The organism is Streptomyces sp. CB01580 (assembly GCF_001905795.1).
In the GTDB taxonomy this organism is placed as follows: Bacteria; Actinomycetota; Actinomycetes; order Streptomycetales; family Streptomycetaceae; genus Streptomyces.
The window spans coordinates 1-14,540 of the sequence record NZ_LIXJ01000013.1; the positions used below are offsets into that span (position 1 = coordinate 1).

The following is a 14,540-nucleotide window of genomic DNA, read 5'->3' on the forward strand; positions in this document are numbered from 1 at the left end:
GGGGGGGGGGGGGCGGCGTCCGGAGTCCTCCGTGCCGCCCCGACGCGCCCTCCCCGACCGGGAAACGGACGCTGAGAACCTGCGCCTTCGCAGGTGATGGCCCTGCTCCAGCAGCGGTTTCGCTGGTGCTGTGTCCGGAAGGGTTTGCCGGGCGTCGCGAGCCGGTGAACCTTTCCGGTCGCAGTACTAGTGCCGTGACCGGCAACGTTTGCCCCGTCGCACCGTCCGGCACGCACGCTCGCGGCGTTGGCCGAAAGCCCACGTAGCCCGCTACGAGGGCTTTCGGCCGCCTTGCGATCGCACGCACCGGACGACGCTCCTTCCGGGCAAACCTTGCCGGTCACGGCACTAGCGGTAGTTCGCGAACTGGACCGCGAAGTCGAGGTCCTTGCCCTTCAGCAGGGCCTGGACGGCCTGGAGGTCGTCCCGGCTCTTCGAGCTGACCCGCAGCTCGTCGCCCTGGACCTGAGCCTTGACACCCTTCGGGCCCTCGTCGCGGATGATCTTCGCCACCTTCTTCGCGTTCTCCTGGGAGATGCCCTCCTGGATCGAGGCGGTGATCTTGTACTCCTTGCCGGACAGCTGCGGCTCGCCCGCGTCCAGTGCCTTGAGCGAGATCCCGCGCTTGATCAGCTTGGACTGGAAGATGTCGAGGATCGCCTTGACCCGCTCCTCGCCGTTCGCCGACATCAGGATCTTCTCGCCGGACCAGGCGATCGAGGCGTCGGTGCCCTTGAAGTCGTAACGCTGCGAGATTTCCTTGGCGGCCTGGTTGAGGGCGTTGTCGACCTCCTGCCGCTCGACCTTCGAGACGATGTCGAAACTGGAGTCGGCCATGACGTGTGGCTCCTTGGATCGGGGGTGCTGGGAAACGGGGTACGTACGGGGGCGATCGCGGGCCTCCCGGCCCCGCCCCGCCGGTCAAAGCCTAGCCATGCGCACCCGATCGGGCGGCTGATCAATCCGGTGGCGGAGCACCCCCGGGCATCGGGTATCGTTTACGTCGTTGCCAGGGAGCACCGCCGAAAAGCGGTTCTCGACGGTGACAATCCCAGGCGGTGTGCCCGAGCGGCCAAAGGGAGCAGACTGTAAATCTGCCGGCTCAGCCTTCCCAGGTTCGAATCCTGGCGCCGCCACAGGAAAAGGCCCCTGTTCACAAGACAGGGGCCTTCTTCGTTTCCGTGGCCCGTCGGCCTGTGCGGCGGGCCTGCTGCCAAGGTCGTGAGCATGGAACCCGTATCCGCGTCCGTATCCGCACCCGTACTGGTCAGTGCCTGTCTGCGTGGTGTGCCGTGCCGCTTCGACGGCCGGGGCAAGGCGTCCGACGCGGTGACCGAGGCCATCGGGGACCGTCGGCCGGTGTCCTTCTGCCCGGAGGTGGCAGCCGGACTGCCCACCCCGCGCCGCCCCGCGGAGATCGTCGGCGGTGACGGCCACGACGTGCTGGAGGGCCGCGCCCGCGTGGTCGACGACACCGGGCACGACGTGACACGGGAGTTCGTGGACGGCGCGGAACGCGCGCTGGAGGTCGCGCGCGGGGCCGGGTGCGCCGAGGCGCTGCTGATGAGCCGCAGCCCCTCCTGCGGGCGCGGCACGGTCTACGACGGCACGTTCACGGGCCGGCTCCGCGAGGGCGACGGCGTCACCGCCGCGCTGCTGGAACGCCACGGCATCACGGTCCGCCCGGCCCCGCGCGACTGAGGGCGCCCGCCGGTCCGCGTGGCCCGGAGCGCCGTACGCGGGCGCAGCCGGTCCGCGTGGCCCGGGCGCCGCACGCGGTCCTCGTCGATGCCACGGACGGCAGCGGGGTCGGCCGGGGCGGCCGGGGTCAGTTGCCCGCGACGTCCTTGACCGCGACCGCCACCGGGACGTTCCCCGAGACGAGCTCCAGCGTCAGCCCCGCCGTCGCCGGGGTCTCCAGCAGCTCCAGCAGCGCCGCCGCCACGTCGTCGCGCGGCACCGGTCCGCGGCCGGTCGAGACGGCCAGACGGACCAGTCCCGTGCCCGCGTCGTTCGTCAGCATGCCGGGGCGCAGGATCGTCCAGTCCAGCGCGGTCCTGGAGTGCACGTACGCGTCCGCGGCTCCCTTCGCCCGCAGATACGCGTCGAAGACCTCGGCGCCCGGGTGATCGGGATCGGCGCCCATCGACGAGACCACGACCAGGCGCCGTACGCCCGCCCGTTCGGCCGCGTCCGCGAGCAGCACCGCCGCCCCGCGGTCCACCGTCTCCTTGCGCGGCGCGCCGCTGTTCGGGCCCGCGCCGGCCGCGAAGACCGCCGCGTCGGCGCCGCGCAGCACCGCCGCCACGTCGTCCACGGAGGCCGACTCCAGGTCCAGGACGACCGGTTCGGCGCCCGCCGCCCGGAGGTCCGCGCTCTGTTCCGGATCACGGATGACGCCGACCGCCTCGTACCCGCGCGCGGCGAGCAGCCGCTCCAGCCGCAGCGCGATCTGACCATGTCCACCTGCGATGACAATGCGCATGTTCCCGACCGTACGCCGCCGCGGGCCGCCGTGCTCAGGGCCCGCCGAAGGGATCCGGCCGACCCTGGCGCGGCAGGCCGAGGGCGATGACGGTCTCCGAGTCGCAGTACTCGCGAACGGCGCTCGTCCGCGCCACCACCCGGCCGCGGTGCACCACGATCCGGCTGTACGCGAGCGACAGCACGCCCGAGAGCTGTTCCCCGCGCACGGCGAGCAGTTCGGCCGGGAACCCCGCCTCGACCCGGACCTCGGGCAGGCCCATCGCCTTCCGGGCGGTCGAGGAGACCGCCCGGTACGCCTCGTCGGGCCGCAGTCCGCTCTGCGAGGACAGCAGATAGGCGGCCTCCAGCGGGTCCCCGCGGCCCACCGGGTTCGTGACGTCCCGCAGCGCCCCGCTGCCCGCCGCGATCCGTACCCCGGCCGCGCGCAACAGTCCCACGGGCGCGGTGCCCCGGCCCTCCACCCCGCAGCAGCCGCCCTGGGGGAGGCAGATCACCGTCACCCCGGCCGCGGCGAGCTGGTCCGCGGCCCGGGTCGCGGACTGCGAGGGGAGCAGGGCAAGACCGGCGCACGGGCCGACGGAGACACCGGACCGCACCCCGCCAGCCACGGCGGCCAGCCGTCCGAGCCGGGCCGGGTCGTCACCGTCCGTGTGCAGGTCGACGGGGCAGCCGTGCTCGGCGGCGATCTCCAGCACGGCCTCCGCATAGCCCGCCGGGTCCGGGTCGAGGTCGGGACAGCCGCCGACCGCGCACGCCCCCATCTTCACCGCGTCGCGCAGTATGGCCAGGTTGTCGGCGCCCGCGACGCCGGTGAGCAGCCGGGGCACGGCGACCGGCGCGAGTTCGACGAGCCCGCGCAGCGAGTCCTGGGCGCGCAGGACGGCGTCGAGCGAGGCGAGGCCCTGGACCGAGCCGATCCGTACATGCGCGCGCAGCGCGGTGGCGCCGTGGCCGAGCTGCAGCAGCGCGGCCTCGGTGGCCCGGCGCTGGATGTCCTGGGGCCGGTGCGAGACGGGGCCCGGGATGCCGGGGCCCGTGCCGTCGGCGGTGAGCGCGGTGTCGCTGTGGGCGTGGGGTTCGACGGGGGCCGGGAGCAGCAGATGGCCGCGCAGGTCCACCCGGGCGCCGGGGACGGCCAGGCTGCCCGCGGTGCCGACGGCCTCGATACGGCCGCCGCCGAGCCGTACGTCCACGACGCGGCCGTCGGTGAGGCGGGCGCCGCAGAGCACCAGGGGGTTCGTCTCGGTGGTCGTGTCGGGGCCGTCGGTCGCGTCGGCCGGGTCGTCGGCGTGGTCGTCGGACGGCCGCGGGTGGCTCTCGGTCATCGCGCTCCTGGAACGGGAAGTCCCTGGCAGGGGGTGCGAGGGTGCAAAGGGCTGGGAGGGGGAGGGAAGAAGGGCGACTGGAAAGCGCGGAAGATCACGCAGAGTGAGTCGAGCCTAGGGGCGTGTTCGGTCCGGTTCGAGGAGGAGCGAAATAGTCGTACCGGTGTGGCTCCGGGGACGTACGGGCCGAGGTCGGCGCCCGGGGCGGCATCGGCGTACCGGGGCGAGCCCGAGGGAACGCCGTGGCCCACGGGGTGGGTGATGGCACGGTCGGGGCCGCGGAAGAACCGGTCGGCGCCGCCGGGAACGGGTGGTGGTGGCCGCGGGTGCGGCGCACCGGGGCGGAACGTCCGTGACCCGTGTGGCGGCCGAGGCGCTGTTCAGACGGCCGGGAAGCGGGGTGAGGCGGATGGCGGGCGGGTGGACCGGCCGCTCGGAACGGGACGCTCAAACCGATTTGGGCAACCGGCGACCGAGCGTGTAATGTCTTCCTCGCTCGCCCCAATAGCTCAGTCGGTAGAGCGTCTCCATGGTAAGGAGAAGGTCTGCGGTTCGATTCCGCATTGGGGCTCTGGTGATCGGGAATCCCCGCTTCGGCGGGGGGACCTGTCATCAAAGCGGTGTAGCTCAGTCGGTAGAGCAAGCGGCTCATAATCGCTGTGTCACCGGTTCAAGTCCGGTCACCGCTACTCACGGTAGCCGATTGCGGGGTCGGTCCTTCGATCGGCTACTCTTTTTTTGCGTTCATCCGTCCATCTGTCCGTCAAGGAGCACTCACGTGGCTGCCACCGACGTCCGCCCGAAGATCACGCTGGCCTGCGTGGAGTGCAAGGAGCGGAACTACATCACCAAGAAGAACCGGCGCAACAACCCGGACCGTCTTGAGATGAAGAAGCACTGCCCGCGCTGCAACTCCCACACTGCGCACCGCGAAACGCGCTGAATCAGGCTCGTACACGAGGCCGTCCCCGATGGGGGCGGCCTCGTGTCGTTGTATGGGGCTGTTGTTTCGGCCTTTTTCATCTTTCATCAGGAGGTAGCGAGCTCATGGCGCTCGACCAGTCCTTCGTGGGGCGGACCTATCCGCCCACCCCGCCGTACGAGGTCGGCCGCGAGAAGATCCGCGAGTTCGCCGAGGCGGTGGGCGATGCCAATCCGGTGTACGTCGACCCCGAGGCCGCCAAGGCGCTCGGCCACAGCGACGTGATCGCGCCGCCGACGTTCGTCTTCTCGATCACCTTCAAGGCCGCCGGTCAGGTGGTGCAGGATCCGCAGCTGGGCCTGGACTACAGCCGTGTGGTGCACGGCGACCAGAAGTTCGCCTACATGCGTCCCGTGCGGGCGGGGGACCGGCTGACGGTCACCTCGACGATCGAGGGCATCAAGTCCCTGGCGGGCAACGACGTCCTGGACATCCGCGGCGAGGTCCACGACGCGTCCGGTGAACACGTGGTGACCGCGTGGACGAAGCTGGTGGCGCGCGCCGCCGAGGAGGCGTGATGACGGCGAGGGTCGGATACGAGTCGGTCGAGGTCGGTACGGAACTGCCCGCGCAGTCCTTCCCTGTGACCCGGGCGACGCTGGTCCAGTACGCGGGCGCTTCCGGGGACTTCAACCCGATCCACTGGAACGAGAAGTTCGCCCGCGAGGTCGGACTGCCGGACGTGATCGCGCACGGCATGTTCACCATGGCCGAGGCGATCCGCGTGGTCACGGACTGGGTGGGCGACCCGGGTGCGGTCGTCGAGTACGGGGTCCGGTTCACCAAACCGGTCGTCGTGCCGAACGACGACGAGGGCGCCCTGATCGAGGTCGGCGCCAAGGTGGCCGCCCTGCTCGACGACAAGCGGGTACGGGTGGATCTGACGGCCATGAGCGAGGGCAAGAAGGTGCTGGGCATGGCCCGGGCCGTGGTGCAGCTCGCCTGAGGCGGCGGGCGGAGCCGCGACCGCGGGGATCTGCGGGCGCGGACCGGCGAGCGCGCGAGGGGCACCGTCCTGGGGCGGTGCCCCTCGCCGCGTCCCGCCGCGTTCAGGCCGACCCGGGCCGGCGTCGGCCCGCGCGAGGTCCCGGGCCGCGGTGCCCGGCTTCCCCGCGAGGGTGCGGGGGTCGATCCGCTTGACCAAGTTAGTGATTGCGTACTAACTTCATGGCATGGCAAGGATGAGTGCGGAAGAACGGCGCGAAAGCGTCATCCGTGCGGCGATCACCGAATTCGCCCGCGGCGGCTACGACGCCACCTCCACGGAGGCGATCGCCAAGCGCGTCGGCGTCTCGCAGCCGTATCTCTTCCGCCTCTTCCCCAACAAGCAGGCCATGTTCCTCGCCGCCGCCGAGCGCTGCATCTCGGACACGAGGAAGATGTTCACCGACGCGGCCGAGGGGCTGGAGGGCGACGCGGCGGTCGCGGCGATGGCCGGCGCGTACCAGCGCCTCATCGTCGACGATCCCGAGAAGCTCCGGATGCAGATGCAGATGTACGCCGCCATGGTGAGCGCGGGGGACCGGGAGTTCGGCGAGGTCCTGCGCGCCGCGTGGCTGCGGATGTGGGACGACGTCCATCTCGCCCTCGGTGCCGACATCGAGGTGACGACCGACTTCTTCGCGCACGGAATGCTCATCAACACCCTGACCTCGCTCGGCTTCCCGTCCGAGCACCGGGTATGGGCCGGGTTCTACGACTCGGCCAAGCCGGGCTGCATGCCCGGGCCCTCGAACTGAACCCATCTGCCGCGCCGATCCGGTCCGATCCGCTGACCCGTTCCGCCGGTCCGTAACGGCCCGTCGGGTGGTACGACACAGATCTTCCGAACAGTGAGACCCGGGCCATGCCCGGTCCCGTCGGCGACCGGCGACCGTCTGGTCCGGTCCGGCCTGGCTCCGTCCGGTTTTCTGTCCGGCCTTCTGTCCAAGCAAGTTAGTAATTGATAACTAATCCGTAGGGGGAGCAGAGCAGTGAACCAGCCAGTGTCAGGCCGCTCGGGAGCGGTCTGGACCCTCGTCATCACCAGCGTGGCCGCCTTCATGGCGGCCCTCGACAACCTCGTCGTCACCACCGCCCTGCCCTCCATCCGGAAGAGCCTCGGCGGCGAACTCGCCGAGCTCGAATGGACGGTCAACGCCTACACCCTCACCTTCGCTGTCCTGCTCATGCTCGGAGCGGCCCTGGGCGACCGGTTCGGACGCCGCCGGCTCTTCCTCGTCGGGCTCGCCGTCTTCACCGGCGCCTCCGCCGCGGCCGCCCTCTCGTCGGGGATCGGCGAACTGATCGCCTTCCGGGCAGTGCAGGGCCTCGGAGCGGCGATCATGATGCCGCTGACACTCACCCTCCTCACGGCCGCCGTGCCGCCCGCCCGCCGCGGTGCCGCGCTCGGCATCTTCGGCGCCGTCTCCGGACTCGCCGTGGCCGGCGGTCCGCTGATCGGCGGCAGCCTCACCGAGCACCTGTCCTGGCAGTGGATCTTCTGGCTGAACGTTCCGGTCGGCCTGCTCCTGATGCCGCTCGCCAGGCTGCGGCTGACGGAGTCGTACGCGCCCGGCGCGCGGCTCGACGTTCCCGGAACGCTCCTGGTCAGCGGCGGCCTCTTCGGTCTCGTCCATGGTCTGGTCAATGCCAACGAGGACGGCTGGACCAGCCCCGCCGTCCTCGGCTCGCTGCTCGCCGGTGCCGTGCTCGTCGGCGTGTTCGTCGTTCACGGCTTCCGCGCGAAGCACCCGATGCTGCCCATGCGGCTGTTCCGCAGCCGCGCGTTCTTCGGGATCAACGCCGCCGGTCTGCTGATGTTCCTCGGCATGTTCGGGGCGATCTTCCTGCTCAGCCAGTACCTCCAGGCCGTGCTGGGCTACTCGCCCACCGAGGCGGGCCTGCGGATGCTGCCCTGGACCGGGATGCCGATGCTGGTCGCGCCGATCGCGGGGATGCTCTCCGACCGGTTCGGCGGGCGTCCGGTGGTCGTCACCGGGCTCGCCCTCCAGGCGGCCGGCCTGGCCCTCTTCGCCCTGGTCCTCGACCCCGACGCCTCGTACGCCGCCCAGTTGCCCGGCCTGATCGTCAGCGGCGTCGGCATGGCTCTGTACTTCGCGCCCGCCGCCGGGCTCGTGATGTCCAGCGTCCGTCCCGCCGAGCAGGGCATCGCCTCCGGCACCAACAACGCGCTGCGCGAGGTCGGTGGGGCCCTCGGCGTCGCCGTGCTCGCCACGGTCTTCTCCTCGCGCGGCGGTTACGAGTCGGCGCGCGCCTTCACGGACGGCACCGTCCCGGCGTTGTGGATCGGCGCCGGCGCGGTGGCGCTGGCCACCCTCGTCGCGCTGCTGATCCCGGGGCGCGGCAAGGCCCCGGCCCCTGAGGCCGCGGCGGCCGACGACGCGGCGGGGGAGCGTGTCCCCGCCGCCGCCTGAGCGCGGCCCTCGCGTCGGAGGGGACGCGGCCCCGGCCGCCCCGGGCCGCGGCCCCGCCCGAGCGGTGGGGCCGCGGCCCGGACGCGTCCGGAGACGCGCGCCCGGGCCGTCCAGGGGCGGACCGTACTCTTGTCCCCGTGCAGGAACTCCACGACGCCCCCCTCGCCCCGCTGACCACCTTCCGTCTCGGTGGTCCCGCCTCCCGCCTCCTCACGGCGACGACCGACGCCGAGGTGATCGAGGCCGTGCGCGAGGCCGACGACACCGGCACCCCGCTCCTCGTCATCGGCGGCGGCAGCAACCTGGTCATCGGCGACAAGGGCTTCGACGGCACCGCCCTGCGCATCGCGACCCAGGGCTTCGCCCTGGACGGCACCGCGCTGGAGCTGGCCGCCGGGGAGATCTGGACGGACGCGGTCGCCCGCACCGTCGAAGCCGGTCTCGCGGGCATCGAGTGCCTGGCCGGAATCCCGGGCTCCGCCGGGGCGACGCCGATCCAGAACGTCGGCGCCTACGGCCAGGAGGTGGCCTCCACGATCACCGAGGTCGTGGCCTACGACCGGCAGACCCGCGAAACGGTCACCCTCGCCAACGCCGAATGTGCGTTCTCGTATCGGCACAGCCGCTTCAAGGCCGAACCCGACCGCTTCGTGGTGCTCCGTGTCCGTTTCGAACTGGAAGACGCGGGCGGCCTGTCCGCGCCCCTGAAGTACGCCGAGACGGCCCGCGCCATGGGTGTCGAACAGGGCGAGCGCGTGCCCGCCTCCGCAGCCCGCGACACCGTGCTCAAGCTCCGCGCGGGCAAGGGCATGGTCCTGGACCCCGAGGACCACGACTCCTGGTCGGCCGGTTCCTTCTTCACCAACCCGATCCTGGAGGCGGCCCAGTACGAGGCGTTCCTCGTTCGCGTCCGGGACCGGCTCGGCCCCGACGTGACGCCCCCCGCCTTCCCCGCGGGCGAGGGACACGTCAAGACCTCCGCGGCCTGGCTCATCGACAGGGCCGGTTTCACCAAGGGCTACGGCACCGGACCGGCCCGCATCTCCACCAAGCACACCCTCGCGCTGACCAACCGGGGCGGCGCCACCACCGAGGACCTCCTCGCGCTCGCCCGCGAGGTCGTCGCCGGGGTCCACGAGGCGTTCGGCGTCACGCTCGTCAACGAACCCGTCACGGTCGGCGTGAGCCTGTAGGACACGTACGGCGGACGTGCGGGGCGCCGGACGGTACGCCGGGCCCGCGCACAGCCTCCGGCGAGCCGGGGGCTCCTCAGTACGCCACGCCCACGCCCCGCCGCACCGCGGCCGGGTCGTCGACCAGCGCCAGCATCGCGTGGGCCACATCGGCCCGCGAGATGGTCCGGCCGCCGCGCGGACCGCCGCCGACGACCGTCCGGTACGTGCCCGTCAGTGGGCCGTCGGTGAGCTTCGGCGGCCGTACCGACGTCCAGTCCGTCGCGCTCTCGGCCAGCGCGGCCTCCATGCGCGTCAGGTCCGCGTAGACCTCCTTGAGGACCGCCCCCACCACCCTGCGGACCAGCCGGTCCATCAGCGGGTCGTCGGACGGGCGCGGGCCGACCGGGGCCGCGCTGACCACGACCAGCCGCCGCGTCCCCTCGGCCTCCATCGCCCGCAGCACGGACCGGGTCAGCCGTTCCGCCACGCCGTCGGCCCTCCGCCCGCGCGAGCCGAGCCCGGAGAGCACCGCGTCCCGGCCCGCCACCACCTCGCGAAGCGCCTCCGGATCCTCCAGCCGCGCCACCGTGCGGACGCTCACCCCGGGGGGCGGTACGGGCAGCCGCGCCGGATCGCGCACCACCGCCGTCACCTCGTGGCCCGCCGCCACCGCCTGGCGGACGATCTCCCGGCCGACACCGCCCGTCGCACCGAACACCGTGATCCTCATGACGCACCTCCCTGGGGAGTGAACACTCGCTCGCGCGCATCCGCGCGCCGGGCGCGGCCGGACGGATCCGCGCGGCGCCCGTGGCTCAGAGCCTGTCGGATGACCTTCGACCGGGCGGCCACGCCCTGGCACGCACGCTTCCGGCGTTGCCGAAATACCCTGGTAGCGCCGCTACAAGGGCATCTCGACGCATTGGAATCGCACGCACCAAGCCGCGTCCGCCTTCCGGTCGAAGGTCACCCGACAGGCTCTCAGTCGACGGGCTTCGCCAGCCAGCCGTCGATGCCCGCCAGCATCTCCGTGCGGACCGGGGCCGGCGCGGCGGAGCCGCGTACCGACTGCCGGGCCAGCTCCGCGAGCTCCTCGTCGGTGAACGCGTGATGGTGCCGTACGAGGTCGTACTGGGCGGCCAGCCGGGAGCCGAAGAGCAGCGGGTCGTCCGCGCCCAGCGCCATCGGCACCCCGGCGTCGAACAAAGTGCGCAGGGGGACATCGGCGGGCTTCTCGTAGACGCCCAGCGCCACGTTCGACGCCGGGCACACCTCGCAGGTCACCCCGCTCTCCGCCAGTCGGCGCAGCAGCCGGGGGTCCTCGGCGGCCCGGACACCGTGCCCGATCCGGGAGGCGTCCAGGTCGTCCAGGCAGTCCCGCACGCTGGCGGGGCCCGACAGCTCGCCGCCGTGCGGGGCGGCCAGCAGACCGCCGTCCCGGGCGATGGCGAAGGCCCGGTCGAAGTCCCGGGCCATGCCCCGGCGCTCGTCGTTGGAGAGCCCGAAGCCGACCACGCCCCGGTCCGCGTACCGCACCGCGAGCCGGGCCAGCGTCCGGGCGTCCAACGGGTGCTTCATCCGGTTCGCCGCGATCACCACCCGGATCGGCAGACCGGTCTCGCGCGAGGCGGCGTCCACCGCGTCCAGGATGATCTCGATCGCGGGGATCAGTCCGCCCAGCAGCGGGGCGTACGAGGTGGGGTCGACCTGTATCTCCAGCCAGCCGGAACCGTCGACGACGTCCTCCTGGGCCGTCTCGCGCACCAGCCGCTGGATGTCCTCGGGGGCCCTCAGACAGGAGCGGGCGATGTCGTAGAGCCGCTGGAAGCGGAACCAGCCCCGTTCGTCCGTGGCCCGCAGCCGGGGCGGTTCTCCGCCGGTCAGGGCCTCGGGCAGGCGCACGCCGTACTTGTCGGCGAGTTCGAGCAGGGTCGTGGGCCGCATCGACCCGGTGAAATGCAGGTGCAGGTGGGCCTTGGGCAACAGCCGTACATCACGCTCCATCCCAGGATCTTGCCGCACGCGCGGGGTCCGGCGGTAGCCGCTTTGCCAATCAGGGGTTGCGTACGAACAAACAACCGACCCCCGGCCGGAGCCGGGGGTCGGTGACGGAATTCCAGTGCTGCTACGCCTTGGCCTCCGCCAGGAGCTTCTGGAGCCGCGAGACGCCCTCGACGAGGTCGTCGTCGCCCAGGGCGTACGAGAGGCGCAGGTAGCCCGGCGTGCCGAACGCCTCGCCCGGTACGACCGCGACCTCGGCCTCGTCCAGGATGAGTGCCGCCAGCTCGACCGAGGTGGCCGGACGCCTGCCGCGGATCTCCTTGCCGAGCAGCCCCTTCACCGAGGGGTACGCGTAGAACGCGCCCTCGGGCTCCGGGCAGAGCACGCCGTCGATCTCGTTGAGCATCCGGACGATGGTCCGGCGGCGCCGGTCGAAGGCGGTGCGCATCTCGGCGACCGCGTCCAGGTCCCCGGAGACGGCGGCCAGCGCGGCCACCTGGGCGACGTTGGAGACGTTGGACGTGGCGTGCGACTGGAGGTTGGTCGCGGCCTTGACGACGTCCTTCGGGCCGATGAGCCAGCCCACCCGCCAGCCGGTCATCGCGTAAGTCTTGGCGACGCCGTTGACCACGACGCACTTGTCGCGCAGCTCGGGCACGAGCGCCGGCAGCGAGGTGAACTTCGCGTCGCCGTAGACCAGGTGCTCGTAGATCTCGTCGGTCAGCACCCACAGGCCGTGCTCGACGGCCCAACGGCCGATCGCCTCGGCCTCGGCCTCGGCGTACACGGCGCCGGTCGGGTTGGAGGGCGAGACGAAGAGGACCACCTTGGTCTTCTCCGTGCGGGCCGCCTCCAGCTGCTCCACGGAGACCCGGTAGCCGGTGGTCTCGTCGGCCACGACCTCCACCGGGACGCCGCCGGCCAGCCGGATCGACTCGGGGTAGGTGGTCCAGTACGGGGCCGGGACGATGACCTCGTCGCCGGGGTCGAGGATCGCGGCGAACGCCTCGTAGATGGCCTGCTTGCCGCCGTTGGTCACGAGGATCTCGGAGGCGTCGACCTCGTAGCCGGAGTCGCGCAGCGTCTTCTCCGCGATCGCGGCCTTGAGCTCGGGGAGCCCGCCCGCCGGGGTGTAGCGGTGGTACTTCGGGTTGCGGCAGGCCTCGACGGCTGCCTCGACGATGTAGCCGGGGGTCGGGAAGTCGGGCTCGCCGGCGCCGAAGCCGATCACCGGGCGGCCGGCGGCCTTGAGGGCCTTGGCCTTGGCGTCGACGGCGAGGGTGGCGGACTCGGAGATCGCGCCGATGCGGGCGGAGACCCGGCGCTCGGACGGAGAAGTTGCAGCGCTCATGGCCTCCATGGTCCCAGACCGCCGCGCCCGGCGGTGCGAGGGTTTCGGGGCGCGGACAGGATCCCGAGGGCATCCGGACGGCCCGCGCACGACATGCGGCGGGGGATGCCGCGAGCTATCTGTTCGACGCGGGGCCGCCGAACACGTACACTCACCTGTCGTTGGCCTTCACCGGTCGAACCGCTTCCCCTCCCGGAGCACCCGGGAAGATGCGGTAGGTTGGTGGAAACCACAAAGGGTCGTAGCTCAATTGGTAGAGCACTGGTCTCCAAAACCAGCGGTTGGGGGTTCAAGTCCCTCCGGCCCTGCTACACACTTCTTCGCCAGGAAGTGTGCGCATGTACGTACTTCAATGCACCGCCGTGCGGCTCCACCGGGCGCGGCACGGCCACGACCCGGAATCAGGTGAGAAGCGTGACGGACGCCGTGGGCTCCATCGACATGCCTGATGCCGAGGATGAAGTACCCGAGTCGAAGAAGAAGACCCGGAAGGGCGGCAAGCGCGGAAAGAAGGGCCCCCTGGGGCGCCTCGCGCTGTTCTACCGCCAGATCATCGCCGAGTTGCGCAAGGTCGTCTGGCCGACTCGTTCCCAGTTGACGACGTACACCACTGTGGTGATCGCTTTCGTCGTCGTCATGATCGGCCTCGTGACCGTGATTGACTTCGGTTTCCAGCGGGTCATCAAGTACGTCTTCGGCTGATCCCGCGGAGGGCGCCTCATGGGCGCCCCTTTCGCATGTTCCACCCATATGTAGCCAGGAAGAAGCAGCCACCGTGTCTGACCCGAACCTGAACGACGCCGTCGAGCCGACGGCGGGCGCCTTCGAGTCCGCCGAGGACGAGCTCGACATCGTCGAGGCGGCGGACGCCGAGGAGCCGGACCAGGCCGAAGCTGCCGACGCCGCCGCAGGGGAGCCTGCCGAGCAGGCCGCCCTGCACATCGAGGACGACGCCGCAGCCGACGCGGATTCCGACGACGACGAGAGCGATGCCGAGGAGGCCGCTCCGGTCGACCCCGTCGCAGCCCTGCGCGAGGAACTCCGCGGCCTGCCCGGCGAGTGGTACGTCATCCACACGTACGCCGGTTACGAGAAGCGCGTGAAGGCCAACCTGGAGCAGCGCGCCGTCTCGCTGAACGTCGAGGACTTCATCTACCAGGCCGAGGTGCCCGAGGAAGAGATCGTCCAGATCAAGAACGGCGAGCGCAAGAACGTCCGCCAGAACAAGCTCCCGGGCTACGTCCTGGTCCGCATGGACCTGACGAACGAGTCCTGGGGCGTCGTACGCAACACCCCCGGTGTCACCGGCTTCGTGGGCAACGCCTACGACCCGTACCCGCTGACCCTGGACGAGATCGTCAAGATGCTCGCCCCGGAGGCGGAGGAGAAGGCCGCCCGCGAGGCCGCGGAGGCCGAGGGCAAGCCGGCGCCGGCCCGCAAGGTCGAGGTGCAGGTGCTCGACTTCGAGGTGGGCGACTCGGTCACCGTCACCGACGGCCCGTTCGCCACGCTCCAGGCGACGATCAACGAGATCAACGCCGACTCGAAGAAGGTCAAGGGTCTCGTCGAGATCTTCGGCCGCGAGACCCCGGTCGAGCTCAGCTTCGACCAGATCCAGAAGAACTGACGGTTTTCCGCGGATTTCTGGACCCACGCCCACCGAGCAGGTCGGGCCGGTTTCGTCGCCGGTCTGACCTGCTCGGTTTTTGGTCGCGCAGCCATACCCGTTATCGTTGCGCGGTATGCCTCCATCCGGATGACCGGATGGTGGCGGAACACTCTCACTAGGACCCGGAGAGAGCA

Annotated in this window: 15 protein-coding genes and 4 tRNA genes; 13 read left to right on the plus strand and 6 right to left on the minus strand. The window is 71.4% G+C overall.

The features are described from left to right. Nucleotides 1-348: 348 nt before the first annotated feature. The gene (locus AMK22_RS19530) at nt 349-837 is read right to left on the minus strand and encodes a YajQ family cyclic di-GMP-binding protein (protein ID WP_073786731.1); all 489 of its coding nucleotides are present in this window, start codon (nt 835-837) and stop codon (nt 349-351) included. 217 nt (nt 838-1,054) lie between these two features. On the opposite strand from AMK22_RS19530, the gene AMK22_RS19535 reads away from it, so the two are divergent. Together AMK22_RS19535 and AMK22_RS19540 are read left to right on the plus strand one after the other, a co-directional pair. Then, nucleotides 1,055-1,136, plus strand: a tRNA-Tyr gene (locus AMK22_RS19535). Between the two features lie 91 nt (nt 1,137-1,227). After that, nucleotides 1,228-1,701 (plus strand): DUF523 domain-containing protein, encoded by a 474-nt coding sequence (locus tag AMK22_RS19540; protein ID WP_073786733.1) that lies wholly within the window; start codon nt 1,228-1,230, stop codon nt 1,699-1,701. 127 nt (nt 1,702-1,828) lie between these two features. Here AMK22_RS19540 and AMK22_RS19545 read toward each other — a convergent pair whose 3' ends face one another. Together AMK22_RS19545 and AMK22_RS19550 are read right to left on the minus strand one after the other, a co-directional pair. Then, nucleotides 1,829-2,485, minus strand: coding sequence for an SDR family oxidoreductase (locus tag AMK22_RS19545; RefSeq protein ID WP_073786735.1), 657 nt, complete (start codon nt 2,483-2,485; stop codon nt 1,829-1,831). 34 nt (nt 2,486-2,519) lie between these two features. Further along, nucleotides 2,520-3,812 carry an amidohydrolase family protein gene (locus AMK22_RS19550; RefSeq protein WP_073786737.1) on the minus strand — a complete coding sequence of 431 codons (1,293 nt, stop codon included), beginning with the start codon at nt 3,810-3,812 and terminating at the stop codon, nt 2,520-2,522. A gap of 498 nt (nt 3,813-4,310) precedes the next feature. Here AMK22_RS19550 and AMK22_RS19555 point away from each other — a divergent pair. The 8 genes from AMK22_RS19555 (at nt 4,311) to AMK22_RS19590 (ending at nt 9,403) form a co-directional block, all read left to right on the plus strand. Further along, nucleotides 4,311-4,383, plus strand: a tRNA-Thr gene (locus tag AMK22_RS19555). A 45-nt stretch (nt 4,384-4,428) separates the two neighbouring features. After that, a tRNA-Met gene (locus AMK22_RS19560) sits at nt 4,429-4,501 on the plus strand. Between the two features lie 89 nt (nt 4,502-4,590). Continuing rightward, nucleotides 4,591-4,755 carry a 50S ribosomal protein L33 gene (gene rpmG / locus AMK22_RS19565; protein WP_003956487.1) on the plus strand — a complete coding sequence of 55 codons (165 nt, stop codon included), beginning with the start codon at nt 4,591-4,593 and terminating at the stop codon, nt 4,753-4,755. Between the two features lie 104 nt (nt 4,756-4,859). After that, nucleotides 4,860-5,312: a MaoC family dehydratase N-terminal domain-containing protein gene (locus tag AMK22_RS19570; RefSeq protein WP_073786739.1), complete on the plus strand. Its 453-nt coding sequence runs from the start codon at nt 4,860-4,862 to the stop codon at nt 5,310-5,312. Then, complete coding sequence (locus AMK22_RS19575) at nt 5,312-5,740, plus strand: MaoC family dehydratase (RefSeq protein WP_073786740.1); 429 nt, start codon at nt 5,312-5,314, stop codon at nt 5,738-5,740. The genes AMK22_RS19570 and AMK22_RS19575 overlap by 1 nt, the downstream gene beginning before the upstream one ends. 235 nt (nt 5,741-5,975) lie before the next feature. After that, the gene (locus AMK22_RS19580; RefSeq protein ID WP_073786741.1) at nt 5,976-6,533 is read left to right on the plus strand and encodes a TetR/AcrR family transcriptional regulator; all 558 of its coding nucleotides are present in this window, start codon (nt 5,976-5,978) and stop codon (nt 6,531-6,533) included. A gap of 234 nt (nt 6,534-6,767) precedes the next feature. After that, the gene (locus AMK22_RS19585; RefSeq protein ID WP_073786742.1) at nt 6,768-8,210 is read left to right on the plus strand and encodes a DHA2 family efflux MFS transporter permease subunit; all 1,443 of its coding nucleotides are present in this window, start codon (nt 6,768-6,770) and stop codon (nt 8,208-8,210) included. Between the two features lie 137 nt (nt 8,211-8,347). Continuing rightward, entirely contained in the window at nt 8,348-9,403 is a 1,056-nt protein-coding gene (locus AMK22_RS19590; protein WP_073786743.1) for a UDP-N-acetylmuramate dehydrogenase, read from the plus strand. 76 nt (nt 9,404-9,479) lie between these two features. Here the strand turns inward: AMK22_RS19590 and AMK22_RS19595 are convergent, their stop codons facing one another. From AMK22_RS19595 to AMK22_RS19605, 3 genes are all read right to left on the minus strand, one after another. Then, nucleotides 9,480-10,115, minus strand: coding sequence for an NAD(P)-dependent oxidoreductase (locus tag AMK22_RS19595; protein WP_073786744.1), 636 nt, complete (start codon nt 10,113-10,115; stop codon nt 9,480-9,482). Nucleotides 10,116-10,366: 251 nt separating this feature from the next. Beyond that, nucleotides 10,367-11,389: an adenosine deaminase gene (locus AMK22_RS19600; RefSeq protein WP_073786745.1), complete on the minus strand. Its 1,023-nt coding sequence runs from the start codon at nt 11,387-11,389 to the stop codon at nt 10,367-10,369. Nucleotides 11,390-11,510: 121 nt separating this feature from the next. Next, nucleotides 11,511-12,737 carry a pyridoxal phosphate-dependent aminotransferase gene (locus AMK22_RS19605; protein WP_073786746.1) on the minus strand — a complete coding sequence of 409 codons (1,227 nt, stop codon included), beginning with the start codon at nt 12,735-12,737 and terminating at the stop codon, nt 11,511-11,513. 235 nt (nt 12,738-12,972) lie between these two features. Here AMK22_RS19605 and AMK22_RS19610 point away from each other — a divergent pair. The 3 genes from AMK22_RS19610 (at nt 12,973) to nusG (ending at nt 14,364) form a co-directional block, all read left to right on the plus strand. Next, nucleotides 12,973-13,045: transfer RNA gene (locus AMK22_RS19610), tRNA-Trp, on the plus strand. A 106-nt stretch (nt 13,046-13,151) separates the two neighbouring features. Further along, nucleotides 13,152-13,439 carry a preprotein translocase subunit SecE gene (gene secE / locus AMK22_RS19615; RefSeq protein ID WP_073786747.1) on the plus strand — a complete coding sequence of 96 codons (288 nt, stop codon included), beginning with the start codon at nt 13,152-13,154 and terminating at the stop codon, nt 13,437-13,439. A 73-nt stretch (nt 13,440-13,512) separates the two neighbouring features. Beyond that, nucleotides 13,513-14,364 (plus strand): transcription termination/antitermination protein NusG, encoded by an 852-nt coding sequence (gene nusG, locus AMK22_RS19620; RefSeq protein ID WP_073786748.1) that lies wholly within the window; start codon nt 13,513-13,515, stop codon nt 14,362-14,364. Nucleotides 14,365-14,540: the final 176 nt, after the last annotated feature.

Excerpts from the sequence above, each read along its gene's own strand:
- AMK22_RS19530 (WP_073786731.1), bottom strand. The coding sequence starts at position 837 with ATGGCCGACTCCAGTTTCGACATCGTCTCGAAGGTCGAGCGGCAGGAG.
- AMK22_RS19540 (WP_073786733.1), top strand. The coding sequence starts at position 1,228 with ATGGAACCCGTATCCGCGTCCGTATCCGCACCCGTACTGGTCAGTGCC.
- AMK22_RS19545 (WP_073786735.1), bottom strand. The coding sequence starts at position 2,485 with ATGCGCATTGTCATCGCAGGTGGACATGGTCAGATCGCGCTGCGGCTG.
- AMK22_RS19550 (WP_073786737.1), bottom strand. The coding sequence starts at position 3,812 with ATGACCGAGAGCCACCCGCGGCCGTCCGACGACCACGCCGACGACCCG.
- AMK22_RS19570 (WP_073786739.1), top strand. The coding sequence starts at position 4,860 with ATGGCGCTCGACCAGTCCTTCGTGGGGCGGACCTATCCGCCCACCCCG.
- AMK22_RS19575 (WP_073786740.1), top strand. The coding sequence starts at position 5,312 with ATGACGGCGAGGGTCGGATACGAGTCGGTCGAGGTCGGTACGGAACTG.
- AMK22_RS19580 (WP_073786741.1), top strand. The coding sequence starts at position 5,976 with ATGAGTGCGGAAGAACGGCGCGAAAGCGTCATCCGTGCGGCGATCACC.
- AMK22_RS19595 (WP_073786744.1), bottom strand. The coding sequence starts at position 10,115 with ATGAGGATCACGGTGTTCGGTGCGACGGGCGGTGTCGGCCGGGAGATC.
- AMK22_RS19600 (WP_073786745.1), bottom strand. The coding sequence starts at position 11,389 with ATGGAGCGTGATGTACGGCTGTTGCCCAAGGCCCACCTGCACCTGCAT.
- AMK22_RS19605 (WP_073786746.1), bottom strand. The coding sequence starts at position 12,737 with ATGAGCGCTGCAACTTCTCCGTCCGAGCGCCGGGTCTCCGCCCGCATC.